The sequence below is a fragment of the Tuberibacillus sp. Marseille-P3662 genome (assembly GCF_900178005.1).
GTDB lineage: Bacteria > Bacillota > Bacilli > Bacillales > Sporolactobacillaceae > Marseille-P3662.
In genome coordinates, this window is the sequence record NZ_FXBS01000006.1 from 864325 (window position 1) to 889158 (window position 24834).

Annotated in this window: 31 protein-coding genes; 21 read left to right on the forward strand and 10 right to left on the reverse strand. The window is 40.7% G+C overall.

Translation table 11 applies throughout. The features are described from left to right. The first annotated feature begins 67 nt into the window (after positions 1-67). The 3 genes from B9Y89_RS12930 to B9Y89_RS12940 all read left to right on the forward strand — a co-directional run bounded on the left by B9Y89_RS12930 (position 68) and on the right by B9Y89_RS12940 (position 1601). Positions 68-412, forward strand: coding sequence for a YojF family protein (locus B9Y89_RS12930; RefSeq protein ID WP_085523627.1), 345 nt, complete (start codon positions 68-70; stop codon positions 410-412). Positions 413-438: 26 nt separating this feature from the next. Then, positions 439-1107, forward strand: coding sequence for a bacillithiol biosynthesis deacetylase BshB2 (gene bshB2 / locus B9Y89_RS12935; protein ID WP_085523628.1), 669 nt, complete (start codon positions 439-441; stop codon positions 1105-1107). Between the two features lie 116 nt (positions 1108-1223). Further along, positions 1224-1601, forward strand: coding sequence for a retropepsin-like aspartic protease (locus B9Y89_RS12940; protein ID WP_085523629.1), 378 nt, complete (start codon positions 1224-1226; stop codon positions 1599-1601). A gap of 4 nt (positions 1602-1605) precedes the next feature. Here the strand turns inward: B9Y89_RS12940 and B9Y89_RS12945 are convergent, their stop codons facing one another. Beyond that, positions 1606-2427: an SPL family radical SAM protein gene (locus B9Y89_RS12945; RefSeq protein WP_085523630.1), complete on the reverse strand. Its 822-nt coding sequence runs from the start codon at positions 2425-2427 to the stop codon at positions 1606-1608. Between the two features lie 263 nt (positions 2428-2690). On the opposite strand from B9Y89_RS12945, the gene B9Y89_RS12950 reads away from it, so the two are divergent. Next, positions 2691-3206: a GNAT family N-acetyltransferase gene (locus B9Y89_RS12950; protein WP_176222215.1), complete on the forward strand. Its 516-nt coding sequence runs from the start codon at positions 2691-2693 to the stop codon at positions 3204-3206. On the opposite strand, the gene B9Y89_RS12955 is transcribed toward B9Y89_RS12950, so the two are convergent. After that, positions 3203-4432: a winged helix-turn-helix domain-containing protein gene (locus B9Y89_RS12955; protein ID WP_085523632.1), complete on the reverse strand. Its 1230-nt coding sequence runs from the start codon at positions 4430-4432 to the stop codon at positions 3203-3205. The two genes, B9Y89_RS12950 and B9Y89_RS12955, sit on opposite strands and share 4 nt — an antisense overlap. A 169-nt stretch (positions 4433-4601) precedes the next feature. Between B9Y89_RS12955 and B9Y89_RS12960 the strand changes: the two genes are divergently transcribed. Next, positions 4602-4865, forward strand: a complete 264-nt coding sequence (locus B9Y89_RS12960; protein ID WP_085523633.1) for a hypothetical protein — start codon at positions 4602-4604, stop codon at positions 4863-4865. 61 nt (positions 4866-4926) lie between these two features. On the opposite strand, the gene B9Y89_RS12965 is transcribed toward B9Y89_RS12960, so the two are convergent. The 3 genes from B9Y89_RS12965 to B9Y89_RS19610 all read right to left on the reverse strand — a co-directional run bounded on the left by B9Y89_RS12965 (position 4927) and on the right by B9Y89_RS19610 (position 7569). Then, entirely contained in the window at positions 4927-6417 is a 1491-nt protein-coding gene (locus B9Y89_RS12965; protein WP_085523634.1) for a M1 family metallopeptidase, read from the reverse strand. A gap of 163 nt (positions 6418-6580) precedes the next feature. Beyond that, the gene (locus B9Y89_RS12970; protein ID WP_085523635.1) at positions 6581-7033 is read right to left on the reverse strand and encodes a CBO0543 family protein; all 453 of its coding nucleotides are present in this window, start codon (positions 7031-7033) and stop codon (positions 6581-6583) included. Between the two features lie 32 nt (positions 7034-7065). Beyond that, complete coding sequence (locus tag B9Y89_RS19610; protein ID WP_085523636.1) at positions 7066-7569, reverse strand: CBO0543 family protein; 504 nt, start codon at positions 7567-7569, stop codon at positions 7066-7068. A 157-nt stretch (positions 7570-7726) separates the two neighbouring features. Between B9Y89_RS19610 and B9Y89_RS12980 the strand changes: the two genes are divergently transcribed. From B9Y89_RS12980 to B9Y89_RS13010, 7 genes are all read left to right on the forward strand, one after another. Then, positions 7727-8452, forward strand: a complete 726-nt coding sequence (locus B9Y89_RS12980) for an ABC transporter ATP-binding protein (protein WP_441351502.1) — start codon at positions 7727-7729, stop codon at positions 8450-8452. After that, positions 8452-9474, forward strand: a complete 1023-nt coding sequence (locus tag B9Y89_RS12985; protein WP_085523638.1) for an ABC transporter permease — start codon at positions 8452-8454, stop codon at positions 9472-9474. Before B9Y89_RS12980 ends, B9Y89_RS12985 begins: the two co-directional genes overlap by 1 nt. A gap of 36 nt (positions 9475-9510) precedes the next feature. Beyond that, on the forward strand, positions 9511-10167 hold the full coding sequence (locus tag B9Y89_RS12990; protein WP_085523639.1) for a TetR/AcrR family transcriptional regulator: 657 nt from the start codon (positions 9511-9513) through the stop codon (positions 10165-10167). A gap of 13 nt (positions 10168-10180) precedes the next feature. After that, positions 10181-10804: an NUDIX hydrolase gene (locus B9Y89_RS12995; protein WP_085523640.1), complete on the forward strand. Its 624-nt coding sequence runs from the start codon at positions 10181-10183 to the stop codon at positions 10802-10804. Positions 10805-10819: 15 nt separating this feature from the next. Further along, complete coding sequence (locus B9Y89_RS13000) at positions 10820-11359, forward strand: cysteine hydrolase family protein (protein ID WP_085523641.1); 540 nt, start codon at positions 10820-10822, stop codon at positions 11357-11359. Between the two features lie 40 nt (positions 11360-11399). Next, positions 11400-12050 (forward strand): NAD(P)-binding domain-containing protein, encoded by a 651-nt coding sequence (locus B9Y89_RS13005; RefSeq protein WP_254901300.1) that lies wholly within the window; start codon positions 11400-11402, stop codon positions 12048-12050. A gap of 218 nt (positions 12051-12268) precedes the next feature. After that, a complete protein-coding gene (locus B9Y89_RS13010; RefSeq protein WP_085523643.1) occupies positions 12269-12823 on the forward strand; it encodes a histidine phosphatase family protein in 555 nt (184 codons plus the stop codon). Between the two features lie 154 nt (positions 12824-12977). Here B9Y89_RS13010 and B9Y89_RS13015 read toward each other — a convergent pair whose 3' ends face one another. Next, positions 12978-14207 carry a macrolide family glycosyltransferase gene (locus tag B9Y89_RS13015; protein ID WP_085523644.1) on the reverse strand — a complete coding sequence of 410 codons (1230 nt, stop codon included), beginning with the start codon at positions 14205-14207 and terminating at the stop codon, positions 12978-12980. A 234-nt stretch (positions 14208-14441) separates the two neighbouring features. Here B9Y89_RS13015 and B9Y89_RS13020 point away from each other — a divergent pair, with 234 nt between their 5' ends. The 4 genes from B9Y89_RS13020 (at position 14442) to B9Y89_RS13035 (ending at position 17387) form a co-directional block, all read left to right on the forward strand. Next, positions 14442-15098, forward strand: a complete 657-nt coding sequence (locus tag B9Y89_RS13020) for an HAD family hydrolase (protein ID WP_085523645.1) — start codon at positions 14442-14444, stop codon at positions 15096-15098. Positions 15099-15336: 238 nt separating this feature from the next. Further along, a complete protein-coding gene (locus tag B9Y89_RS13025; RefSeq protein ID WP_085523646.1) occupies positions 15337-15579 on the forward strand; it encodes a hypothetical protein in 243 nt (80 codons plus the stop codon). 78 nt (positions 15580-15657) lie between these two features. Further along, on the forward strand, positions 15658-16788 hold the full coding sequence (gene aroB, locus B9Y89_RS13030; RefSeq protein ID WP_085523647.1) for a 3-dehydroquinate synthase: 1131 nt from the start codon (positions 15658-15660) through the stop codon (positions 16786-16788). Positions 16789-16808: 20 nt separating this feature from the next. Beyond that, the gene (locus tag B9Y89_RS13035; protein WP_085524735.1) at positions 16809-17387 is read left to right on the forward strand and encodes a histidine phosphatase family protein; all 579 of its coding nucleotides are present in this window, start codon (positions 16809-16811) and stop codon (positions 17385-17387) included. 72 nt (positions 17388-17459) lie between these two features. Here B9Y89_RS13035 and ehuA read toward each other — a convergent pair whose 3' ends face one another. The 4 genes from ehuA to ehuB form a co-directional block, all read right to left on the reverse strand. Further along, complete coding sequence (gene ehuA, locus B9Y89_RS13040) at positions 17460-18233, reverse strand: ectoine/hydroxyectoine ABC transporter ATP-binding protein EhuA (protein WP_085523648.1); 774 nt, start codon at positions 18231-18233, stop codon at positions 17460-17462. Continuing rightward, positions 18226-18951 (reverse strand): ectoine/hydroxyectoine ABC transporter permease subunit EhuD, encoded by a 726-nt coding sequence (gene ehuD, locus B9Y89_RS13045; protein WP_085523649.1) that lies wholly within the window; start codon positions 18949-18951, stop codon positions 18226-18228. Before ehuD ends, ehuA begins: the two co-directional genes overlap by 8 nt. Then, positions 18948-19613 carry an amino acid ABC transporter permease gene (locus tag B9Y89_RS13050; RefSeq protein ID WP_176222299.1) on the reverse strand — a complete coding sequence of 222 codons (666 nt, stop codon included), beginning with the start codon at positions 19611-19613 and terminating at the stop codon, positions 18948-18950. Before B9Y89_RS13050 ends, ehuD begins: the two co-directional genes overlap by 4 nt. A 72-nt stretch (positions 19614-19685) precedes the next feature. Further along, complete coding sequence (gene ehuB, locus B9Y89_RS13055) at positions 19686-20582, reverse strand: ectoine/hydroxyectoine ABC transporter substrate-binding protein EhuB (RefSeq protein ID WP_085523650.1); 897 nt, start codon at positions 20580-20582, stop codon at positions 19686-19688. A 496-nt stretch (positions 20583-21078) separates the two neighbouring features. Here ehuB and B9Y89_RS13060 point away from each other — a divergent pair, with 496 nt between their 5' ends. The 5 genes from B9Y89_RS13060 (at position 21079) to B9Y89_RS13075 (ending at position 24746) form a co-directional block, all read left to right on the forward strand. After that, positions 21079-21939 (forward strand): formate/nitrite transporter family protein, encoded by an 861-nt coding sequence (locus tag B9Y89_RS13060; RefSeq protein WP_085523651.1) that lies wholly within the window; start codon positions 21079-21081, stop codon positions 21937-21939. 31 nt (positions 21940-21970) lie between these two features. Continuing rightward, positions 21971-22573, forward strand: coding sequence for a GNAT family N-acetyltransferase (locus B9Y89_RS13065; protein ID WP_085523652.1), 603 nt, complete (start codon positions 21971-21973; stop codon positions 22571-22573). Positions 22574-22748: 175 nt separating this feature from the next. After that, positions 22749-22892: a hypothetical protein gene (locus tag B9Y89_RS19080; protein ID WP_176222216.1), complete on the forward strand. Its 144-nt coding sequence runs from the start codon at positions 22749-22751 to the stop codon at positions 22890-22892. A 192-nt stretch (positions 22893-23084) separates the two neighbouring features. Beyond that, positions 23085-23627 (forward strand): O-acetyl-ADP-ribose deacetylase, encoded by a 543-nt coding sequence (locus tag B9Y89_RS13070; RefSeq protein WP_085523653.1) that lies wholly within the window; start codon positions 23085-23087, stop codon positions 23625-23627. A 111-nt stretch (positions 23628-23738) separates the two neighbouring features. After that, positions 23739-24746, forward strand: a complete 1008-nt coding sequence (locus tag B9Y89_RS13075; RefSeq protein WP_085523654.1) for an NAD(P)/FAD-dependent oxidoreductase — start codon at positions 23739-23741, stop codon at positions 24744-24746. The last annotated feature ends 88 nt before the right edge of the window (positions 24747-24834 follow it).

Below are 24834 nucleotides of genomic sequence, written 5' to 3' on the forward strand. Positions count from 1 at the left end.
CGTATCATTTTAGCAGGGATGAAAGGTCGACGAAGTAAAAATAATTGTAGAGGAAGGGGAGAATGACATGGAAGCCATAGCTAAACGGGATGTACAAGTGGCCTTGGAAGCTTATAATAACAAGTCAGTCTATTTGCATTTGGAAACAACAAGCGGTGCCTACACAGGTTATCGGAACCAATCCTTAACCGCTAGTGCCTATATCCGAAATACACAAGTAATGTTCACGCGTGCTGTCATTTCTGGAGAAGGGCCCTTTCGAGTCGGCTTAAAACTTGATCAAGGCTGGGTCTATGCAGAGGGTCTAACCGATTGGGAGATTGATGAACAACAGCGCTTATTGCTGGCCGGTCATGACGATCAAGGTCGGTTAGCAGTTGCGCTAGAGATTAGTGAACAGCCATTTGATTAATCGTATTTTATTAGGAGGGATGAACTATGAACGAACATGTACTCATCGCTTTTCCCCATCCCGATGACGAGTCGTTTGCAGCGGGCGGTTTAATGGCTCAATCTGTAGCCAAAGGGATACCCGTCACTTACGCATGCGGTACCCTGGGTGAAATGGGACGGAACATGGGAAATCCGTTTTTCGCGAATAGGGAAACGCTGCCGAATGTAAGAAAAGAGGAATTGCTTGCTGCTTGTAACGCATTAGGTGTGACCGATGTCCGCATGCTGGGATTTCGCGATAAAATGCTTGAATTTGAAGATCCGGATGAGGTTGCTGACAAAATTGGTGAAATTATTGCTGAAGTGCAGCCGACATTAGTGGTGACGTTTTACCCTGGTTATGCGATTCACCCTGATCACGATGCTTACGGCCTTGCGGTTGTCAAAGCGGTTGCCAAGTTACCAAAGGAAAAACGGCCCGAATTATATTGCAAAGCTATTACTGATGATGCCGAAGTGATTTTGGGACCACATGATATCGAGATGGATGTTAGCGATCAGTTTGACCGTAAAATTGCCGCGCTTAAAGCGCATCGCTCACAGACAGAGATCATGCTATCACAATATGATACGAACAATCCAAAAGAGGACAATCAATTATACGGTTGGTTAAGCCGTGAAGTTTTCTGGGATTACGGCAACAAGCTATCTTAATAGAAACGGCCAGTTCAGCGATATGAATTGGCCGTTTTTGTGTGTTTAAAAAAGCGATGCATGTCCGACAATGCTGATGAATAGAGTTTAATAATTAACAGTCAGTAGGTGATGATATGCATATTCGTATAGAAAACCAATTACCCATTGCAGAACTAAGTCTTCAATATCTGAACCATGAGCCAGTTGAGTTGAATCACGTATTAATTGATACGGGATCCGCAGCTACCGTACTTGATACAGATTGTGCCTCAGAAGCAGGGGTTATGTTCCACGTACTCTCGGGAAAGCCCGCAAAAATGTATGGGGTTGGCGGTCAGAGTGAATGGGTTTATCAGCAGCTGATTCATGATATCTCGTTTAATCATGTTACGTTTCCGTCTTTTACCATTCAATTAGGTGATATTCAAGGTCAATACGGATTTGACGCGATTTTAGGGACGGATTTTCTCAAGCGATACGGACTGACGCTTGACTTCGGTTTGATTTCTTGAACCTTTAAAAAGGCAGGAAGCCTTCTTGACTAATAAAGATGTTAGTGTTATCAAAGTGTTTGTTTAATTGCGCCAATAAGAAGTGGTGAGCATTCCGTCGGTACCAATGGCTCCAATGATGTTGATCATAGATAGATTTAATTCCCATACGCTCGGTGCGGCGGCCGCCGCTGCCGTCACCCATGAAAAAGTCATCGATGCAGACACGGGACGTGATTTCAGCTAACTGTTGCGCGAAGTTATCACTGTGTGGGAGAAGAGGTGCGACCGCGACTTGTGCATCGAACCCAGCGTCCGTAAACGTCTTAATGGCCTGCATTCGTGCCTGAATCGGCGGTGCCGAGGGAGCAAATGCGCGTCTGACATCCTCACAATCAGTTTCAATCGTCATGCTGATACGAACACGTGATTTCATTTGAGTTAATAAATCTAGATCACGTGTTACAAATGGACTCCGCGTTTGCACGAATAAAAAGTCCGGCACCTCATCCACTAAAACCTCTAATAAATGTCGTGTCGTTGTAGTTTTCATTTCAATAGGTTGATAAGGGTCGGTACTGGATGACATAAAGATGGTGACCGGTCCTTTTTTCTTGGCGTTTCTGAGTTCACGGTATAACTTGTCCTGTGTGACTTGCTTGACGTCAACCCAGGTCCCCCATGCCTCTTTCCGGAATAACCCCACAGGCATTTGCCTTACGTAACAAAATTCACATCCATAAGCACATCCGGTGTAAGGATTTAACGAATGTGAGTATCCTTCAAGATAACCACCTGTTTTCGTCAGTATTGACTGAGGTGATTTATATTCAATATGCTTTTGCATGATCGTCAACTCCATTCTTGTTCATTTTACAATAAATAAAGGTGGCAACACCATTTGGCGGGATTGTGAGTTGAACTCGCGGGATTATCGACTGAATTCGCGGGATTAATTGCCGATTTGGCTGAATTGACACATGATTTGCGGAATAACCCATCATCATTTAAAATACTCAACTCTAAGCAGGCTTCTTCTATTGAGCAGAGAATTTATTAAAAAGGTCAGTTTTAAAAGTCATGATGATAGAGAAAGCGAGGCGTCATTATATGATACGAGAAGCGTTAAAAACAGATATTAGTAGCATTGCTAAAGTCCACGTTGACAGTTGGCGGTCAACCTACGGGTCCATTGTTGATCAAGATGTGCTCCAGCAATTATCTTACGATGAGAAAGAGAAACAATGGCAACAAATTCTAGACCAAGATTCCAAGCTGAACCGAACATTCGTTGCTTTCGATGATACCGGTGATATGGCCGGCTTTTTGAGTGTTGGATCGAATCGTCTTGAACCATATGCTTATGAGGGTGAGCTCTATGCCGTTTATTTATTGTCTGACTATCAGGGACAAGGATATGGCCGTCGGTTATTGAAAAAGGGTGCCGAACATCTATATGAGCATGGGATCGATAATATGACCGTCGCTGTGTTAAGTGAGAATCCTGCAGTTGGTTTCTACCAACGAATGGGAGCACAGCCACTTGGCTATCAAACGATTCGCATCGGGCGATTGGATGTGCAAGAAACCATTTTAGGTTGGTCGTCTTTGTATGCTTTGAATTAGATATTGAGGGTATTCGGTTCGGTTTGTTCAATTACAATATCACGGGCTTGGTGAAAAGCGGCGAACCTATTCAGTTCGTCTTGAATAGAACGGCGCATTTCCGGCGTTAATTCAATATCAGGTTCAAGTTGAAGCAGACGGATAAGGAGACGCTGATCCTTTCTGTCCAATCGTGGGTCGATGCGTCCAATCAAACGATCTCCGTATAAAATGGGCATGGCATATGGTCCGTAACGCCGTTTCGATTGTGGTGTGTAAATTTCCCATCGGTAACGGAAATCAAACAGATCCACTAAACGTTCTCGGCGCCACAGTAAATTATCTAAAGGTGATAGAAACCGGATTGGACCATCTATAGACACTGGATCCTTAGACACTTCTCGATCCATTTCTCGAAGTTTGTCAAGGTCATCAGCTAGAATGAAATACGGTCGTTTGACGTTATTAATATCCAAGGGTATGACGGTACCTGCCGAAACTTGTTCGTCAATCTCGGCACGACGTTCAGCAGCCGTCATCTTTTGCCACCCAAATCGAGCATCCTGCGGGTCAAACAGGCGGTACGCTCGCATGTATTTTTTAGTAAGTAATGCTTGAGCTTCCGACATGCTGAGAGTTTCCGCATGCTGACGAATATTTTCAGGAATCGTGCGCTTGGTGATAGCAAAAAAGCGTTCATTGCCTTCCCGATAGACAACTCTTATAAAACCACCATCAAGCAGAAGATTCAAAGCCTGTGATGTTTCTTTTGTGTTTGGTGTTTGGTTATCCCAATAACCATGCACGCGGTTGTTTGATTTAAATGCGCGCGATGGCAGCGGTCCCTCAGTTTCCAAACGATTAAGAACAGCTGTGGCAACGTGATCCAATTGCTTTAGCGGTTGCTCAACCTGCCTTTGTAGGCGTTCACGAACAGGTCCAAGAATTGAATAATCCTCGATGGGCATCACACATGCAGCATTAGCGATGTATTCAAGGACTTTACCTTGGGTTAGCAATATATTTAAATGTTCGGGTTTGTATCCCGACAGTCGATTGCCTAAAACCAAATGTTGGTTACGCTCCACGACGGAAACGGGGTCAAGCTGGACACACTCAAGTTGGCAGATCATTTGTAGTACTGTCTCAGGATCAGAAGCTGGAGTACTTTCATGATGAGAAACTAGCCCCTGTTTCTCAAGCAGGAAACGACGGACAGCCGAACGATTTACAGAGAAGGGTTTCATAGACATTCACCTTTTTACCTGACATAGTTAATCTATATATCATATTGTACTGAAAATAGACATAATAAGAAAGCTGTGCTAAAAAAGGCAGGTGATAAAGGTATAGACGTTGAATATAACATACCGAAGAACCACTTTTAATAACCGTTTTTAGGAAAGGGAGACCAATATGAACCGGAAATTCGGTCTATTGTTAGCTATCATTGTGTTACTTATTATTTGGGCAAAAATCGATATCATAGCCATCGTAGAAAAACAGTTGGGTATCCAAAGAGATGCCAATCTATTGACAGATATCGTCTTTTCTACATTGGCTAAGTTTTTTAATATGGTTGGTCAACTATGGGACTTTCTATTATCCGAAAACGGCTTGATCTTAATCGCCATCATTTTAGTTTACCGTTTGCTTCGTAGTTGGCTTGGAAAAAAATAAACCTAAAAGGCTATAAAACTAATCAATCCCGTCTACCTTTCTTAGACGGGATTGATTATTGCTATCGTTGATCTGAAATAAACACCCTGTGATTATTAAAGAATTCGGTAAGATCCTTTCCACTGGATGTCTCCATGGCCTTGATGAAATCAGAAGTGGTTGTGACATCGAACTTTTTAGCTTTGAAATAATCATTCATGGCTTCATAGAAGACGTCATCACCGAGTTTTAAGCGCAAGTCATTCAACGTTCTTGAACCATAATCATAAATGGTAGAGTAATAGGTATTGATGCCACCTTCAGCCGCATGCTCAGTAAATGTTGCTACCGGTGATGATAGGTGAGCGTAGTCCGCCTCCGGAGCCGGTGTTGTGAGTTGATCAAGCGTACCGTCGTATAATGCCGCAGAATAAGTGGCAAATGATTCGTCCAACCATGGTTCATCATGTTCATTATTACCGATGATGCCATAGAACCATTGGTGGCCAATCTCATGGGCGGTCACCGACTCCACTTGTTGATCCGTTGTTTGTCCGGCAAAACTGATCATGACAAGTTGCGGATATTCCATGCCGCCGAACCATCCTTCCATGCTGACGATATCCAATTCAGGCCAAGGATAACGCCCGAATTTATCACTGAAGAGTTGAATACTTCTTTCACCTGATGCCATGAGCGCATCAGCATGTTTTGCGTATTGATCCGTATAATAGACATTGACTTTGACGTTGTTCACTTTTTTCGTTTCCTTATGATAGGTGGGATCCATCTCAAGTGCAAAGTCCCTGACATGATGGGCTTTGTAACGGTGCGTCGCTTTCCCGTTTTTAACTTTCGGTTGACCGATTTCAGTACCCGTTGTCGCGATCACTTGAGACGCATCTGTCGTCAGTGTGACATCAAATTGACTCGTCAATGAATAGAAAGCTTCACCGTAGGGGTAATATGGATCAAGATTCCAACCTTCGTTATCGTAGACAGCTAGAATAGGGAACCAGTTTCCAAGTGATACGGTTTGATTGTACCAACCAAACCGATCCTGTTGGTGCGGGACTTTGACATTAAAGTCCATGCGAACAGTGGCGCGTTTTCCTGTTTTTAGTTTGACGTCAGAAATGTGCAACTTGGTTTTGTTGACTTTATAATTTGCTTGTTTGCCGTTAACTTTAACGTTTTCGACCGTTATACCGCCATCATTTTCTGTAAATACATCGGCATTTGGCCAGAGATTGAAGTAGACATTTTCCAAATCAGAACCAAGATTGTTTTTAAAACTAACTTCCATCGACCCTGCTACTGAATGCTTTTCAGCATCATACCGGATGTCCATATCATATTTAGGTTTTGCTGGCCCTAAACCAACAGAAGATGGCTTAATCGGTGCCTTCAGATATTGTTTAAATGTAGATTGCGGTACGTTGACATCCTTACCTGTATGATTAGTGTTTTTAGGAATGGAACCAACCTGAGCATGGACGGAAGGAACTGACATACCAAGGATTAGGCAGATGCCTGTCACTGCCATTATGCAAGTTTTTAACAAATGATTCATTGAATGTTTGACCTCCTCAAAATTAGATTCATCATAAACATTCAATGAACAATGAATAACTCCCTTGGTACATATGGCTGATTATTGGAATTAGGCTAAAAGTCATTCGACGTACTCAGTCTCGATCGTTAGGCTCAGTTTAACCTAATAAGGTTTTTTATTCCTATTTATTGATCAATCGCATGAAGGAACGAATTAGAATAAGAAGTATAAATTCACCTGTGAATGTGAACAGCCATGACCAGTCTTGATATTTAATGAGATCAGTATATCTCTCGAAGCTCACTTCAATGATTGTTAATAAAGTGGTGTATAGAGCTGTGTGTAGGATCATCTCGGTAAATGTTGATTGATAAGTTCTCTTATAAAGATATACAGCGACAACTGGGAGTAAAAGATATTCAAAAAGAATACTTGAACTGAAATATTGACTTAAAAACTTGACAGGATACTGAACAAGGTTTGCTCCAACAACTAATGTACCAAGAAAAGAGTCGATATAGGCTGTTAATAAGAAAACGATCAGCGATTCTTTTTTTCTGGGAGATTGTTTAAAACTATAATACAATAGTATGAAGCCAACAATAAGAAATATCCATAGTAATAATCTGTTCATAGGCTCCTACTCCTTCAAGCAATCTTGTTGCCTTATATGTCGAATGATTGGACGTTAAAAATCATCATTAAAGAGATAATAATAAAAATAGAGATAAGGTATGCAGTGTAAGGTCTTCGATGGTGAAGTCTTAACATGGGAAACATAATACAAAGAAATATCAAGGACCAGCTCAAATTCCAGCCATGATGATAAATGATGTGCCCAAAGAGTCCCCCGATCCATTCAATCCCTATATAGATCGCAATCCATTTCCCGATATGAATCCACTTCTTTATAGAAGTTGTAGGATAGTTAGATAAAAATAGTATGACTGTACACGGGAAAACAATGAATGTATAGAGAAGGGATACAATCGTGTAGGAAGGAATTAAATGAGCCTGAACTTCCCACAAAGGATATTGGAATGTTAGAAAAAAATATAATAAATTCATGGTCGACATATAGAGCATTGTGGTGTGATATTCATATAAATGTTCCCAGTCACCCCATCGCAAGGCTGCAAATAATGCCCATATAGTGATTGTTATGTGCATTGATATCTCCCTTTACGGTGTCGAAGTTAGTTACAGTTTAGTTTGCCCAAAAAGTTCAAATTAATAATGACAAGACTATATCATTTCTGTGTTCCCAAAATTGGCCATAAGCATGTTATAATACAGAGTGAGTAATCACTCATCAAAAGGAGGCCTTATTGTGGAAACCCATTTTCTTCAAGCTAAAAGTATCAGTCAAATTTATGGATCCCATCAGGTGTTAAGAGATATTAATATTAATATCAACAAGCCAGAAATTTACGGATTGTTAGGACCATCAGGCGCGGGAAAGACGACATTGGTGAAGATGATTGCTGGTCTTGAATCACCAAGTACTGGTAAAATTTATGTTTTGAATACCGAAATGCCTCATTTAAAGGTTATGGAGAAGATTGGATATATGGCACAGTCAGATGCTCTGTATAGTGAATTGACAGCGAAAGAGAACCTAAACTTCTTTGCCTCATTGTATGGACTGAAAAAAAGAACCATTAACCATCGTTTGGAACAAGCTTTTAGCAGTGTTGGATTAGAGGATGCGATCAATCAAAAAGTAGGTCATTATTCCGGGGGGATGAAACGTCGTCTATCGTTAGCGATTGCAATGATTCATCGTCCGGCCTTATTAATTTTGGATGAACCGACAGTAGGCATTGATCCGGTGCTAAGACAGCGGATATGGAAAACATTTCAAGAGTTCAAGCGAAATGGCACATGCATCATCATCACCACACACGTGATGGACGAAGCGGAAAAATGTGATCGATTGGGCATGGTCCGTGATGGCAGATTAATGGCTGAAGGGACGCCAGAACAACTCAAAGCAGAAACAGATAGGGCAACCATTGAAAGTGCATTTTTATACTATGGGGGGACAGAATGATGCGAATTCAAGCGATGTTTATCAGAATTATTAAGCAATTTTTTCGCGATCCACGAACTTTAGCCCTTTTAATTATTGCCCCGTTATTTGTATTAACTCTATTATCCTTAGTTTTTACAGATAAAACCTATCATCCGGATATTGCTCTCGTCGATCCACCAGCAATCTTTGAACATAAGATCGAGACCACAAAGGCCACTGTTACAGTGTTACCTGAACATGAAGCCAGTGAACGATTGCATGACACAGAGTTGGATGCCATCGTCCGTTTTAATGCTCAAAAACCGATGTTAACCATAGAGGGCAGTGATCCTAGTGCGAATCGGGCTACGCTCCGGGCCATCCAACAAGTGTTTAAAAGCAGTCAAGGGACAGTTAACCAATCGATTGATATTAACTATTTGCATGGTTCAGAAGACATGAATACATTTGATAACTTTGGACCTGTTTTTATTGGCTTTTTTGCGTTTTTCTTTGTCTTTTTGATTGCTGGTGTATCCTTCCTTAGGGAAAGAACCACTGGAACATTGGAACGGTTGTTGACAACGCCATTACGCCGGTTTGAAATTGTTGTTGGATATATTCTTGGATTTGGATTTTTTACAGCTATTCAAACGTTCGTTTTGGCATGGTTTGCGATTTATATTTTAGATATGATGATGGTTGGAAACTTTATGTATGTGATTTTAGTAACCCTGTTAACTGCCTTTACAGCGCTAACCTTAGGGACATTGTTATCAGCATTTGCTAATAATGAGTTACAGATGATTCAATTTATTCCCTTAGTGATTGTTCCACAATTTTTTTTCTCTGGCGTTTTCAATTTAGAAACGGTGTCTGATTGGGTCAGTTGGATTGGTCCTATGACACCTCTCTATTATGTCGCTGATGCTTTAAGGGACGTCATGATTAGAGGCTACGGCTGGCAAGAAATCGCACTTAATATCTATGTGTTACTCGGATTCGCTCTAGTATTTATGACACTGAATGTGCTGGCATTGAAGAAGCATCGTCGGCTATAATGGAGACAATGAAGTAAGCAAGGGGTTTTTGATATTATGGTTGATAAGGATCAAGTCGAATCCATATATGAATTAACGATAGAAGACAACAAACAATTAACTGAAAAGCAGCGAAACATTATCAAAGCGGCGGTTGATATCTTTGCAAGAAAAGGCTTTGCAGGTTCGTCTACAAGTGAAATCGCTAAACAAGCTGGGGTAGCTGAAGGGACGATTTTCCGGCATTATACCACGAAGAAGGCGTTACTCATCGCCATTGTTTCACCCGTCATGAGTCGATTAGTTGCCCCTTTCTTAATCCAAGATCTTAACAAGGTTCTTGATCACGACTATGAAACCTTTGGTGATTTCCTTAAAGCTTTGCTACTGAATCGACAAGTGTTCCTAAAAAAGAATTTGCCGATTCTCAAAATTATGCTGCAGGAAATCCCATTTCAGCCGGAATTGAAAGAACAATTTAAACAACATGTAGGTAGGCAAGTGTTTAATAAATTGGCCGTGATTGTTGAACATTATCAATCCAAAGGCCAAATTATTAATATCCCGGCGTCATCTGTCATTAGGATGACGGCGTCGTCCGTTGCGGGCTACCTTTTATCAAGGTTTGTCCTGCTACCAGAAGTTGAATGGAATGAAGAGATTGAAATGGATCGTACCATTGAATTTATAATGAAGGGTCTAACCCCACAATAGAAAGGAAGATTCTATGGTCGAAGAACCTCAATGGCTTCAATACGCCAAACAATTGCAAGCGATTGCTCAAGCTGGACTTCATTACGGTCATGATGCTTTTGACAAAGAGCGGTATGAGCAGATTCGGGCAATGAGTGTTGACATCATGAGTCGCTATACGGAGCTTGATGAGCAGAAAGTCAGAGATTTATTTGCAAATGAATCAGGCTATCAAACACCGAAAATTGACATCCGTGCTGTCGTTTTTAAGGATGACGCTATTCTTCTCGTCCGAGAAAAATCGGATGGGCAGTGGTGTTTGCCCGGGGGTTGGGCTGATATCGGCTTTACATTGAGTGAAAATGTACGAAGAGAGGCAAAGGAAGAGGCGGGGATCGACGTACAGCCAAAACGAATCCTTGCCGTTCATGACACTGAACACCATAATGTTCCAATCGCGCCGTATGGCATCTATAAATTGTTCGTTCAATGTGACGGGTATGGTGGTGATTTTCAAACCAATATTGAAACAAGTGACGCGCAATTTTTTCCCTACAATCAGTTGCCACCCCTATCTGAAGGTCGCACAAATCATGAACAGTTAAAGATGTGTTTTGAGGCAAGGGATACTAGTACGTTTGAACCTGATTTTGATTAAAAAGGGGAATGGTGTATGCGAGCTTTGCTAGTGATTGATGTGCAAGAAGGGTTGTTGCAGTTGACGGATTCTAATCAAACAGTCGCAAGTATTAAACAAATTATGAATGATTTTCAGGCTAAGAAAGAGCCGATCATTGCAATGCGCCATTTTGATGAAGCAGAAGGCAGTCCGGTGCAAAAAGGAACGTCTGGTGTCAATCTTCATCCTGACATTGAGGCTAACGTTGATCATATTGTAGAAAAACAAACGCCGAGCGCTTTTTTTAACACAAGTCTACAACCGTTATTAGAGCAATTAAAGATTGACCATGTCACCATTGTGGGTTATAACACGGAATTTTGTTGTCAATTCACGGCAATTGCCGCTTATGATCGCGGGTATCAGGTGACCTTCATTGAAGAAGCAACTGGGACGGTTAATACTGCTGAGGACTATGAATTGCCTGATCTCAATGTTCAGGATTTCGTCGAAACCGTCTTGCATCAGTCCGGAGTGATTGAAGTTTTAAATCTAGAAGAATATCAAGATCACTATAAACCCATTCATACATAAAAGGTACGGAGGGATTGCTATCAGTTATTTACTAGTTGGCATCGGTCGCTTGGGTCACGCCCTCATGACACAATGGAATCGAGCGGGCATTCAAGTTGCCGTCTTTCATCCTCATTCTGATAAGAAACATTCGTTCACACAGAAATATGAGCTTGCTAAAGCAGTGTCATTGGATGATTTTCATCGTTTTTCAACAGTCATTTTAGCGATACCGCCTGGTGCGGTATCGGAATTTATCAATGAGCATGAGTACCATTTTTTGAAAGCGACAACCTTTATTAATATGGCAACGGCCCAAGATACAGAGGAGATCCAACAAAAGTTTCCCCAATTATCGATTGTTGCCATGAAGTTAATGGGAAATGCCGCCGATTTGGAGCTTCGGGGAAACGGTTTGTTTGTGACCGAGCAACCCGTTAATCAACCTGTCAATCATCTTTTCAGTGCTATCGGGAACATCGTCATTGATGAAGAACAGACTGTTTCCAATGGCAACAAACTCGCAACCTATTATGCGCTAAAAATGGCCACTGAGCTTGAAGCTGAGGCGAAATTTCAAAACATAGATCCTATCTATGTTGAAAGAATGCTCACATCCTTGGCTCCAGAAGTGATTCGTGCATACGCTCAAGAAGAGTTAGGCGGGTTCGGCAAAAAGGTTTTAGAAACGTTGCGATTAGAGGATAGCTAGATAAATACGAATATCCATATTATCCCTAGAAAAGGGTTGCTCGTGAACAATATGAGTTTTTTTGTCAGTCATCATTCACATTCCTTTCTTTACATCGTTTTTTATATTATACTATATATTTTTTGAATTATTTCAACAAATATAGACTGGAATCAAAGGGTGAATATAATAATATTATGTTAACTAATTAATAGGGATATAAAGGAGATCTATCATTTATGCAAGAGATTTATTTAATTCGACATTGCCAGGCATTAGGACAAGACCATGAAGCCGCATTGACAGATGACGGTAACAGGCAAGCCTATAAATTGGCTCATCTATTAGAAAATAAGGGCATTGGTCAAATTAAGTCGAGCTCATTTAATAGAGCCATTGCTTCCATTCAGCCATTAGCAACGATGTTAAACATGAATATTGAAACAGATGAACGCTTATGCGAAAGGGTGCTGAGTCGACATCCAATGGAAGACTGGTATGAAAAATTAGCACAGTCGTTTATAGATTTGGATGTGACATATGAAGGGGGCGAATCCTCTAGAGAAGGCATGAACAGGGGAGTGAACGTGATTAACGACATATTATATGCAGAAAATGATCAGTCCGCAGCTGTCGTGACCCACGGAGGCTTGATGTCACTCATTTTGAAACACTATCAACCTGATTTTTCCTTTTCAGACTGGGAAGGCCTCTCAAATCCTGATGTTTATTTATTGAATTTTAATAGCGCGAATGAACTTAAAGATATCCAACAAATTGCACTTAAAATATGATAGTAAAAAGCGGCTTGGAACGGTCAGCAAGTGTTTTGTTACGGTAAACCCGGGATACTCTCAGAAGACTGGAAGCTGATGTTCTTTCCTATCAGCCTAAACTAACCCCCAACTATTGTTCAGTCGGGGGTTAGCTAATATGTTGATTTTTAGTTTATGTCGTTTCTGAATACTTTTTTGAATGATCTTCATGATCGAAATGATAATCCTCCATAAATTGCTGAATGGTATCAACGGCCCGCTTATAACCACCAGAGTTTTTGAATGATTCACTGATTTTGGCAGCCTGCTGTTGGTAAGTCGAGTTTTTGATCACCTCATTAACCGCTTGACGAAGGTCGTTTGGAGAAACGGTATCGATATTTAAGCGAATTCCTGCTCCGAGTTCTTCAACGCGCTGGGCTATGATGGGCTGGTCGTTTCCGGCCGGTAACATCACAAGCGGTAATTGATGATAGAGCGCTTCATTTGTACTATTCATACCACAATGGGTAATAAAGACATCCGTATGTTTCAACACTTCCAGTTGAGGAACATAAGGTTTGACGATAAAATGATCGGGAACAGCTCCAAGACTAGAGATATCAATTTGTTTGCCGACACTCATAATAACCGTCCCAGGAAAATCAGCGAAGGCTTCAATGACCTTTTGATAAAGATCAGGTTGATTATTTAAAACGGTTCCCATCGACATGAAAAGAATTGGCTGATGAGCAGTCGACGGGAGGAATGTTGATTCACTGTCTTCCCGCTCAGTCAAGGAAGGACCGACAAAGGTATAAGTGTCATCTGAAAACTTCTCTGCTTCCATTTGAAAATATTTTGAAGTAAAAACAATATTTAAATCCCCTTCACAAAGCATCGCTTGGGGAAATTCAGGTAGATCAAGGTCATACTTCTCACGCCAATGGTGTATCCATGGGTTTAAGCGATCAGGATCTATTATGGTTTGGGACTGGGATTGTTCGTGTAATTTTTCGAACATCGTTCCCTGATCATCGATGGCAAAAATGCTCCATGTTGATATTGAGGGTAATTGGTGTTGTTTGGCTATCATTTTCCCTGGTAATGCATTGGCATCATATAGAACACAGTCAAACGAATCATTTTTAATATCCTCAGAAACCTTATCAACGGTGCCTTCTATCATTTGAACAAAGTGGTCCATGATCACATTGGGTTCTTTTTCCTCCATCATTTGATTGATGTTTATCCCTGAACCCAAAGATCGGAATTCAGCACCCGTATTCGTGATTTTGGAACTAAAGTCGTCAGTGGCATAGTAGACCACTTGATTGCCTCTTTCAACTAGTTCCTTAACAACGGCAAGGGTTGGATTGACATGTCCTTCAGCTGGGAGATTGATATACAAGTACTTTGCCATTATAATCCCTTCTTTAAAAAAGTTTACTATGATTAGAATTCCATTTTAAGTTAATGCATCCTAGATTTTAAAGAGTCATTTGATTTAGGTCCATTGTAATAAAAAACTTGAACCGATATTATTGTAAACTGTTTTAAATCATTCAAGCATGACAACTAGCTTTTTGGTATAATTCAGGTAATGATTCATATAAGATTCTAGATTATAAAACAAGGTTGAAAGAGGCCAATACATATGTTTGAAGCTGTTATTTTTGATTGCGATGGTTTGTTGATTGATACAGAAACGGCATGGTACAAAGCGGTTAAACAACTGTATCATGACCATGGACACGATATTTCTCTCGAACAATACTTACAAAGTGTCGGCGGGTCACTTGATGCCTTCAATCCTTACGAACAATTGCGCGATTTGTTGGATCAACCTGTCGAAGTTGAGGATTTGATTCAGGCTGCTACGAGGACGCAGGAAGCACTCATGGAGAAAGAAACATTAAGACCCGGGGTGAAAGATTACTTGCGATCAGCCAAGGAAATGGGGTTGCAGATCGGACTTGCTTCAAGTTCTGATTTTGATTGGGTGTCGTTTCATACGAAAAATCATGGTATTTTTGATGATTTTGATATTGTTGTAACCGCAGATGATGTCAAGCAAGTCAAACCAGCCCCTGACCTTTATTTGCAAGTTTTGGAAAAATTACAAGTAGCGTCAAATCATACGGTTGTTTTTGAAGATTCACTGAATGGTTTGCATGCAGCAAAAACGGCAGGGACGACCTGTGTCGTTGTTCCTAATGAAATTACCCAAGGTTTGAATTTTGATAGAAGTGATCGCGTCATTGCTTCCATGGCAGACGTCAAGTTATCGGATTTATTAGCTTCTTTATCATGAAGGCATAAGTGACAGGGGTGTTCGGTATGAATCGTCTCATGAAGACTCGTCTTTTGTTATCGGCATTGATTGTCCTGTCATTTTTGTTCATTGTTTTTATGGCAAGTTATTTGATTAAGCTGATTTGTGTCATTGTGCTATTGAGTTGTTTCATTTTGTTAAAACGCAGGTGGAAAAAGTAAAAGGTGGGATTGCCGATTTTGTGACTAACAAACTTGGGAGATTGGGGGATTAAGAAATGAAGCAATATCTGATTTTTATAATAAGTCTTTTGCTGTTATTTGCTGTATTTCAAATGTTATCAGGATGGATCATGACGTTGGCCTATACACCAGATATCTCTGATGCTTGGTATCAAAGTGAAAACTTATCACATGAGGTGACTTTTAATGGGAATGGTTCAATCATTCCAACGATCATCAGCACTGGTTTAGCAGGAACTATCGCATTTTTGGTTGTCAAAAAAATTAAAAATATATGAATGATTGATTTGAAAATGGAACAGTTGGCAAGGGATGGACGATATTTGTAATATGATTATTAGCAGGAGGCATTTGCCATGGCACAGTTACATATACCCATCAAAAAAGTGGTTGATCAGTCCTATGATATTGAAATCGGTTTTCATCTTGTTGATGTTCTAATCAATGATTTGAAAAGTGATCTAGTCACGGGTGTCAATAAGTATGCGATTATAACAGATTCAAAAGTCAAAGACATCTATGGTGATCAACTTTTAGAAAAAATGAAACAGCAAGGATTTGATGTTGAATTATTCTCATTTCCATCAGGAGAGACATCCAAAACTCGGCACACGAAAGCAAGCATTGAAGATCTAATGTTAGAGAAGTCATTCGGCCGGGATAGTTGTATCATTGCTATAGGCGGTGGTGCGGTGACTGACTTAGCGGGTTTTGTTGCCGGTACCTTCAGCCGGGGTATTCCTTGCATCAACTATGCGACAACCTTGTTAGCTGCCGCAGATGCGTCGGTAGGCGGTAAGACGGCTGTTAACACACCTGTAGCTACTAATTTAATTGGTGTATTTCATCAACCTGAGAAGGTTTATATTGATTTGGCAACTTGGTCAACGCTGCCCGTTCGTGAATTAAGAAGTGGACTGGCTGAGACGATCAAACATGCTTGCCTGGCCGATGAAGAGTTTTTTGTTTACCTAGAGGAGAACATTGATAAAATTGTCTCTACTGATGGCACACTTATACTGAATCAAGCTGTTTGTGAACATATTGCTTTTAAAAATTGTGAAATCAAGTATAGTGTCGTTGAAAAGGATGAGTTGGAAACCAATTTACGGCAAATTCTCAATTTGGGGCATACAGCAGGTAGGGCCTTAGAAGCTTTAAGTGGTTATCAACTTTTTCATGGAGAAGCGGTTGCGATTGGTCTCGTAATTCAAGCCAAATTGGGACAGAGATTGGACTTTTTACTTGAAGAAGATGTAAATCGAATCATTTCCCTTCTGAAAAAGTCTGGATTACCGGTGCAAATGCCAAGTGATATAAGTCATGAATCTTTATTAGAAAAAATGTATACTGACAAAAAAGTTCGAAAAGGAAGTATTCGTTTCGTGTTTCAAGATCGAATCGGGAATATGAAGCAATTTGAAAATAGTCATTACTCTATTCCTGTCGATGAAGCTCTGATATTAAAAACACTTGAGGAATGTTGATAGAAAAGGGGTTGGACATCATAACAACAATTTGTTTAGTGCGACACGGCGAGACGGATTGGAATGCTTTAGGAAAATTACAGGGGAAAACCGATATTCCATTAAATGAAACGGGGCGACTTCAGGCAAAAGAGTGTCAGCAGTTTCTGGAAAATGATGATTGGGATGTCATTATAACAAGCCCTTTGCAGCGGGCTAAGGAAACAGCTGCCATTATTAATCAAAATTTACAAGCGCCTCTTGAAGTCATGAATGAATTTCAAGAGAGATCTTTTGGCGAAGGGGAAGGCCTAACTATACCTGAGCGTGATGAGCTCTATCCAGGTAGAACCTATCCCGATCAGGAAGAATGGGAAGATATGCGCGATCGGGTGATGGCGGGCATTCATGCCATCAATGAGAAGTATCATAACGCGAAAATTTTACTTGTTGCGCACGGTGCCGTGATTAATGCGATTTTAACAACTTTGTCGGATGGTGACGTAGGGTCTGGGAAGACGAAGCTTATTAACGCGTGCATCAGTAATATCGAGTATTTAGAAGAGCAGTGGCAGGTTAAGGCGTTTAATCAAGTGTCGCATTTATCTCATTATAATTAATGGGTTTTATCCATCCATTTAAATCAATAAGGAACATATTTAAAGAGCGCGTCCTGAAGGACACGCTCTTTTTTAACCGGCGCGGAACCGGCTGAGAAACGACTGTAATCGGTCGCTTTTCGAATGCTCTAGTACTTGCTCTGGTGTCCCTTCTTCGGCAATTGTACCATTATCTAGGAAGAGGACACGGTCAGCGACGTCACGAGCGAACTCCATTTCATGTGTGACCAAGATCATTGCCATTTCGCCTTCTTTGGCTATGTCACGGATGACTTCAAGGACTTCACCGACAAGCTCCGGGTCAAGCGCAGAAGTGACTTCATCGAACAACATCACTTTCGGACGCATGACAAGGGCACGAGCCATGGCCACACGTTGTTTTTGTCCGCCGGAAAGTTGGTTTGGATAGACGTCTAATTTATCACCTAAACCGACTTTCTCTAGCATCTCGACTGAACGTTGTTTAGCTTCGTTCTTAGAGATACCTTGGACGTGAATCGGAGATGTCATGCAATTTTTTAGAATCGTCATATGAGGGAATAGGTTAAAATGTTGAAACACCATCCCGATGTCGCCACGGACCTGGCGCAAATGTTTTTCATTGGCAGGCACTTGTTTACCGTTCTTCTCCATGTGCCAAAGTGAATGACCATCGACCTCGATGATGCCAGAGGTTGGCTGCTCCAGTGTCATGAGCATACGGATAATCGTTGTTTTTCCGGAACCACTTGGGCCGATCAGTGCAATCTTTTCAGCAGGGGCGATGTCTAGATCAATTCCTTTAAGAACGTCAACATCCCCAAATGACTTATGAATGTTTTTATAACTGACAATCGGATCAACCATTTGCGACCACTCCTTCATCATCAATCTTGCTTGCTCCTGTAGGTTGGCTCTTATCAAAGCGGCGGTTCAGTTTCTTTTCAAGTTTACTAATAAGTAGGGCTGAAGGATAACTCAGAATAAGGAAAAAGGCAGCAACAAGAGTTAAGGGTTCTAGATAAGCCCAGTTCGCTGAACCGAAGTTTTTCGCCATTAACAGCATACCTGAAACGCTAATGGTTGAAGCCAGAGGGACTTCCTTAAACATAATAATCAAATAGTTACCGAGCATTGGAATCGTTGGTGGAATCGCCTGTGGTAAGATGATTTTAGTCCACTTCTGCCGAGTTGATAGATTCAATGCTGTTGCGGCTTCCCATTGCCCTTTATCAACCGACTCTATTCCGGAACGATAGATTTCTGAAATATAGGTGCTGAAATGAATCCCTAATCCCAGTATGGCAGCTGTTATCGGATTTAAAGTTACGCCTACAGTGGGCACCATTGGCCATGCATAGTATAAGAAGAATAACTGAACCAGAGGGGGTGTTGACCGAATGAATTCAATAACAGTCGTTATCACCCATTGAAGCGGCTTTAATGGAATTCTTTTAACGAAAGTCCAGAAAAAACCAAAAACTAAAGCAAATACGTAGCAGGCGATGGTGAGTCCAAGTGTGATCCACATACCTTTGAAAATCAAGGGAAAACAATCAAATACGGTACTCCAATCCCAAGTCATTCACTCGCCACCCCTTTCGATGACAACCGTTCTAACCATTTTGTTAATCCAATTAATGGCAGTGCCATTATAAAATAAAAGATAAGAATTAACCCAAAAACGGTTGGTGCCAATGAAATATGAGTACTCCTAAAAATGTCACCATGGTATAGAATATCAGATAAGCCAATGAGGGAAACGAGCGATGTCGCTTTCAACATTTGAACAAGGTAATTACCAAATTCGGGAAGCATCATGCGAACGGCTTGTGGAAAAATCACTAAACGCATACGCTGAAACCGTGACATATTCAGGGCAGTTGCGGCTTCCGTTTGCCCCTTACTAACGGACAGTATCGACCCACGTACCACTTCTGACATATAGGCGCCATAATTGAGTGATATGGCTAAAACGCCTGCCCAAAGACCGGGCATACTTTCGATACTTTCAAATAGGCCTGGCAGGGCAAAATAGAACCAAAATAATTGGACAATTAAGGAAGTTCCCCGGAAAATTTCTACGAAAAAACCGGTAAACTTGCGAATCAATTTATTATTAGAAAGCCGGCCAAAACCGGCGATAAACGCCATTGAGTAACCCAAAATAGCGGATAGGACTAAAACGTATAGCGTGATATCGATGCCTTTAATTAATACTGAGAAGATTTCGCTATATTGACTAATTCGGCTCACCCTTTCTGTAGCAGGAAAGCAGATCCCTTGTTTAGGGATCTGCCCATCCTAATCAATATCCCTTTATCCTTTGCAAAGGTCTTCAGTCGTCAGATCTTTTTTAATAAGGTTTCTTTCACCAAATCCAGAAGGTTTGACAAGTTCCAGAAGTTTGCCATTGTCTTTTAACTTTTTAAGTTCTTTGTTATAAGCTTTTCTTAATTCATCACTATCTTTACTGAATGCAGCGGCACCGTAACTTGGTACACCTTCAACATCCGGCTGCTCAAAATCAGTAACGAATTCGAGTTTGCTTTGGTCAGCTGATTCAACGGCCATTTTCAATGTCATTTCCGTTGCTGTTGTGACGTCAGCACGTCCTGATTGGATAGCAGAGAATGTTGCCGGAATATCAGGAGCCTGATTAATTTGCTTTTCACTGACCCCTTGGGATTTTAAAAAGCCAATTTCTGTTGCTCCAGACATGACAGATACGTTTATATCAGAATTATTGGCGATATCTTCATAACTATGAATATCTTTTGGATTGCCTTTTTGGACAACAATACCTTCGCCGTATTTTAGTTCCGGTTCACCAAAGTCTGCTTCTTCGCATCGTTTGGGCTGAATAGCCATCCCTGCAGTAATGACATCAAATTGACCGGCTTTTAAGCCTGGAATGAGTTGGCCGAAATCGGCAAGCTTACCTTTCATCTTATCAACACCAAGGTTTTTGAAGATCTCCTTAGCAATAGCTACAGCCTCACCTTTAAGCTCACCGTCCTCTTTATAGGCATAGGGTTTTTCGTTCGCAAACCCAACGGTGACCGTCCCTTTATCTTTTAGTTCGGCTAATTTACTTTTACTTCCGTTTCCACTTCCACTGTCGCTATCACCGCTGCTCGTTTCATCAGAAGAACCGCAGGCAGATAATAAAATCAGAGATAGACATAACACCAAAACTGTTGTAATTTTTCTCATTTCTTAACCCCCCATAGTATTTCGAACCAAGCATTGATGAAAAAACGATTTTTGAACAATGCTTGTTTCAAAATTTAAAAATTAATGGATCTTCGACGATCACTTGTGCACAATAGTTATGTAGACATCACCTCCATAAAAAATGGTAAAGTATGAAAGATGTAGCGTAATCTATGCCTGTATATAACTTTAAATGGAAGCTATGACTCGTTCAAATTCGATATATAGTAATTATTGTGAAAATTAAAAGGTGTGAACGTTTTAAATGCACCTTTCTTTTAATAGCCTAGATATCCTCTATAACAGTCGAATATGCTCTTGTTTCCACAGAAATGAATAAAAAATGCCAGGTACAAAGACTTGTTTTTTGGCCCTCACTATGAAGAAAATGTCTTAGTCTTAATATAAATGTTATGTAGACGGAAGACGGAAAATGTTATGATCTTTAGCTATACGGGTAAACAACCCATATTCTAATAAAGTCGGAGGGTGACAAATGGCTTACAATAATCACAAGTCAAATAATCAAGAAAATAAACTAATACAACCTTCAAGACAATATTTTGTCCCTTCGCAAATCATGAATACATTTAGCCAGAAAGGGAAAGATCACCTTCAAAAAGAGATGTCCGCGCAGTTTATTCTCTCAATAAAAGCTGGAGCCTTTATGACGTTTGGTGCTGTTTTTTCAATTTTGCTGACCATGGGCGTTAATCAGCAGGGCTTAGCTTATTTGTTATCCGGTCTTGGGTTTGCGACGGGATACTTAATGGTATTTATGTCTGAAGCTATTTTATTTACAGAAGTGAATGTACTGCTTCCTACCTATCTATTACAAAAACCTTATTGGCTTCAAAAACGTCACTTAAAATTCTGGCTTGCTACCTATATAGGGAATATCATCGGTGCGTTGTTTGTTGCGATGCTCATTCTTTTTTCCGACTCGATGGATCCAAGTTTTTCAAAAGAGCTGGAGACGCTTCTGAGTCATAAAATGAAATTCAGTGAACACGGCTGGTGGGGATGGCTTCAGGTGGTTTTATCAGGTATTGTTGCCAATTGGTTGATCGGCATGGCGACATTTTTGACGACATCCGCACGGGATCTAATTGGCAAAATGGCGGGTACGGCACTTCCGGTGATCTTGTTCGTTGCCGGGAATTTCCAACATAGTGCTGCAAACATGGGATATTTTAGTCTTGGAGTGATTGCCTCAGATCAATATAGCTGGACTGACTACTTGTTCTTTAATCTAATTCCTGCAAGTATCGGTAATATCATTGGCGGGGCGATTCTTGTGTCACTATTGTTTTCGTATGCTTTTCGTAATGAGATGAATGGGCAGTTAGATCAGTAACATCATCAATTATAAAGAGGTGTGGATAAAGTTGGATCCGATTCTATTGGATTTCCCTTCAGAAATTAAGACGCGTAGACTGATTCTGCGGATGCCAAAGCCAGGGGATGGTCAAGTCATTAACGAAGCCATCTGTCATTCAATTAATGATCTAAGACCTTGGATGGCCTTTGCAAAAGACATTCCAACAGTTGAAGAGAGTGAAAAAAATGTTCGGGAGGCCTGTGCTAAATTTATATTAAGAGAAGCTTTGCGCTTTCATATCTTTCATAAAGAGGGAGGTCAGTTCATTGGTTCAGCGGGGTTGAGTCACCCGCATTGGGATCTACCCAAATTCATGATAGGGTATTGGCTCAATAGTTATGAAAAGGGTCAAGGCTATATGACTGAGGCGGTTCAAGGATTGACTGATTTTGCATTTCACCATGTTGGGGCAAAACGGTTGGAAATGCTTATCGCTGTTGACAATAGGAAAAGTCAGAAGGTCGCTGAGAGAGCTGGTTATACTTTGGAAGGTGTTTTAAAAAATGAAGACCGTCTCATGGACGGGCGTCTTGCGGATAGTTATCTATATGCTAAAACACCGGATAAGATGGAGAGAACTCATTATGGAGTTCCAGATGAGAATAAATAGAAAAAGGGCATAGTATAATGGTATTTAAGATGATGAGTACCAATTTAATTTTATTTTAGACGATTTTAAAGTATTTTGTGGTTATTTATTGAATATAGTGTGATATACTGCGATTAAATGGTTATATCTCCATCTAATCATCGTATAACTGAATTATAGAGGGAGTGAATGAGAAATGAAAAAGTTAAAAAATGTGTCGGCGGCTGAAAATCGACCCGTTCCTCCGGGGATTCTTCCAGACTTCTTTTTGAAACGTAACAAAGCAAACACAAAAAAAGCTCGCACCAATGGCGAGCAATCTAAAAAATTTGTTCAATAATAATTATATCAAACAACATTGAGTGATCCAATACTCAGGTTGGCAGGGGACTATCCTATAAACGGATCAGTCCCTATTTTTATTGTTTTCGTGTTAAACTGAAGAAAATGACGAATGGTTGAAACCTAAGGCACTGTTGATTCGTACTATTACAGAGTGTGTGTTCGATTCAAAAACTTTAAGGGTGAGGGTATGTCAAGGTTAAATCTGCTTCAAGCAGATATTACGAAATTGGATGTTGATGCCATTGTTAACGCTGCTAATGAGTCATTACTTGGCGGTGGGGGTGTGGATGGTGCTATTCATAAAGCAGGTGGTCCGCAAATTTCACAGGAATGTCAGATCATCAAGAAGCGACAAAACAACTGCCCAACAGGAGATGCCGTTTATACATCAGCAGGAGATATGCCTTCACGATATGTTATTCATACGGTTGGGCCAGTCTGGTCAGGGGATAGTCAAACCGAACAAGCATTGCTGCAAAGTTGCTATGACCAATCTTTAATGTTGGCTGAACAGCTTGACGTTGAAACAATAGCTTTTCCGAATATCAGTACAGGGGTCTACGGATATCCAAAACAACAAGCAGCAGACGTCGCCATCCAAACGGTGAAACGTTTTTTTCAAACTCAACCTGAGTCCTCAATTCGTAAAGTGTTTTTTGTTTGTTATGACGAAGAAAATTATCAACTCTACAAACGTATGCTCAAAAACAGGGAAGGATCATACGATTAATTATTAGTGATTTAAATTTGCAAATGAGCCTCCTTTGCGTCATACTAGCATAGTGATAATTGATAATCGTTTTCAAAGCATAATTGTTTTGACATACAGGGGGAAAGGAACATGAACGATACGCGATATGACGTTACAATCATCGGTGGAGGTCCGGCTGGCCTGTTCACCGCTTTTTACGCGGGTATGCGCGATATGAAAGTGAACATCGTTGAGGCATTGCCGCATTTGGGCGGGCAACTTTCGGCTGTCTATCCGGAAAAATATATTTATGATGTCGGTGGTATTCCTAAAATAAAAGCACAACATCTCGTTGACCAACTCACTGACCAAATGATGCAATTTGCACCAGATATCGCCTTATCGGAAACAGCGAAAGGTATTGAAAGAGATGCCGATGGTTTTGTTATTCAAACAGATAAAGCTGAACACCGATCCAAGGCAGTTATTATTACCGGGGGCATTGGCGCGTTTGAACCAAGGAAATTAAAATTGGATGAAGCAACACAATATGAAAATGGTAATTTGCATTATTTTGTGAAAGACGTTAGTCAATTTGAGGATAGAGATGTTCTCATATGCGGCGGTGGCGATTCAGCTGTCGACTGGGCTTTAATGCTTGAACCTATTGCGAAATCCGTAACATTAATTCATCGGAACGACCGTTTTAGGGCTCATGAGCAAAGCGTCACTAAGCTTCATGAATCATCGGTTAAGGTTATGACTCCTTACGTTCCCGCAGGTCTGGAAGGCGATAACGGCAATATTGACCAGGTGACCATCGCCAATCCAAAAGATCCTGAAGATGTTCAAACGGTCAAGATTGATGATATGATTGTTAATTATGGGTTTGTATCATCATTGGGGCCGCTTAAAGACTGGGGCTTGAATATCGAGAAGAATTCGATTGTCGTGAATGGCAAATACGAGACGAATATTGAAGGTGTTTACGCGGTCGGTGATATCAATTCGTATGATGGCAAGATTAATCTCATCGCGACAGGATTCGGTGAAGCACCTGTTGCCATCAATGAAATCAAGATGAACATTGACCCGGGCGCGCGCAGACAACCTATGCACAGTACAACGTTATTTGAGCAAAAAGCCAAACAATCATAAATAAAAGATTCAACACTCTCTCGACTTTCGAGGGAGTATTTTTATGTAAAAAAGGAAATATCAATAAAGGCAGTGAATCGTAATCATT

What these genes read in the sequence shown, in the direction of transcription:
- B9Y89_RS12930 (WP_085523627.1), top strand. Translation starts at nt 68, where the DNA reads ATGGAAGCCATAGCTAAACGGGATGTACAAGTGGCCTTGGAAGCTTAT.
- bshB2 (WP_085523628.1), top strand. Translation starts at nt 439, where the DNA reads ATGAACGAACATGTACTCATCGCTTTTCCCCATCCCGATGACGAGTCG.
- B9Y89_RS12940 (WP_085523629.1), top strand. Translation starts at nt 1,224, where the DNA reads ATGCATATTCGTATAGAAAACCAATTACCCATTGCAGAACTAAGTCTT.
- B9Y89_RS12945 (WP_085523630.1), bottom strand. Translation starts at nt 2,427, where the DNA reads ATGCAAAAGCATATTGAATATAAATCACCTCAGTCAATACTGACGAAA.
- B9Y89_RS12950 (WP_176222215.1), top strand. Translation starts at nt 2,691, where the DNA reads ATGATACGAGAAGCGTTAAAAACAGATATTAGTAGCATTGCTAAAGTC.
- B9Y89_RS12955 (WP_085523632.1), bottom strand. Translation starts at nt 4,432, where the DNA reads ATGAAACCCTTCTCTGTAAATCGTTCGGCTGTCCGTCGTTTCCTGCTT.
- B9Y89_RS12960 (WP_085523633.1), top strand. Translation starts at nt 4,602, where the DNA reads ATGAACCGGAAATTCGGTCTATTGTTAGCTATCATTGTGTTACTTATT.
- B9Y89_RS12965 (WP_085523634.1), bottom strand. Translation starts at nt 6,417, where the DNA reads ATGAATCATTTGTTAAAAACTTGCATAATGGCAGTGACAGGCATCTGC.
- B9Y89_RS12970 (WP_085523635.1), bottom strand. Translation starts at nt 7,033, where the DNA reads ATGAACAGATTATTACTATGGATATTTCTTATTGTTGGCTTCATACTA.
- B9Y89_RS19610 (WP_085523636.1), bottom strand. Translation starts at nt 7,569, where the DNA reads ATGCACATAACAATCACTATATGGGCATTATTTGCAGCCTTGCGATGG.
- B9Y89_RS12985 (WP_085523638.1), top strand. Translation starts at nt 8,452, where the DNA reads ATGCGAATTCAAGCGATGTTTATCAGAATTATTAAGCAATTTTTTCGC.
- B9Y89_RS12990 (WP_085523639.1), top strand. Translation starts at nt 9,511, where the DNA reads ATGGTTGATAAGGATCAAGTCGAATCCATATATGAATTAACGATAGAA.
- B9Y89_RS12995 (WP_085523640.1), top strand. Translation starts at nt 10,181, where the DNA reads ATGGTCGAAGAACCTCAATGGCTTCAATACGCCAAACAATTGCAAGCG.
- B9Y89_RS13000 (WP_085523641.1), top strand. Translation starts at nt 10,820, where the DNA reads ATGCGAGCTTTGCTAGTGATTGATGTGCAAGAAGGGTTGTTGCAGTTG.
- B9Y89_RS13010 (WP_085523643.1), top strand. Translation starts at nt 12,269, where the DNA reads ATGCAAGAGATTTATTTAATTCGACATTGCCAGGCATTAGGACAAGAC.
- B9Y89_RS13015 (WP_085523644.1), bottom strand. Translation starts at nt 14,207, where the DNA reads ATGGCAAAGTACTTGTATATCAATCTCCCAGCTGAAGGACATGTCAAT.
- B9Y89_RS13020 (WP_085523645.1), top strand. Translation starts at nt 14,442, where the DNA reads ATGTTTGAAGCTGTTATTTTTGATTGCGATGGTTTGTTGATTGATACA.
- B9Y89_RS13025 (WP_085523646.1), top strand. Translation starts at nt 15,337, where the DNA reads ATGAAGCAATATCTGATTTTTATAATAAGTCTTTTGCTGTTATTTGCT.
- aroB (WP_085523647.1), top strand. Translation starts at nt 15,658, where the DNA reads ATGGCACAGTTACATATACCCATCAAAAAAGTGGTTGATCAGTCCTAT.
- ehuA (WP_085523648.1), bottom strand. Translation starts at nt 18,233, where the DNA reads ATGGTTGATCCGATTGTCAGTTATAAAAACATTCATAAGTCATTTGGG.
- ehuD (WP_085523649.1), bottom strand. Translation starts at nt 18,951, where the DNA reads ATGACTTGGGATTGGAGTACCGTATTTGATTGTTTTCCCTTGATTTTC.
- ehuB (WP_085523650.1), bottom strand. Translation starts at nt 20,582, where the DNA reads ATGAGAAAAATTACAACAGTTTTGGTGTTATGTCTATCTCTGATTTTA.
- B9Y89_RS13060 (WP_085523651.1), top strand. Translation starts at nt 21,079, where the DNA reads ATGGCTTACAATAATCACAAGTCAAATAATCAAGAAAATAAACTAATA.
- B9Y89_RS19080 (WP_176222216.1), top strand. Translation starts at nt 22,749, where the DNA reads ATGAAAAAGTTAAAAAATGTGTCGGCGGCTGAAAATCGACCCGTTCCT.
- B9Y89_RS13070 (WP_085523653.1), top strand. Translation starts at nt 23,085, where the DNA reads ATGTCAAGGTTAAATCTGCTTCAAGCAGATATTACGAAATTGGATGTT.
- B9Y89_RS13075 (WP_085523654.1), top strand. Translation starts at nt 23,739, where the DNA reads ATGAACGATACGCGATATGACGTTACAATCATCGGTGGAGGTCCGGCT.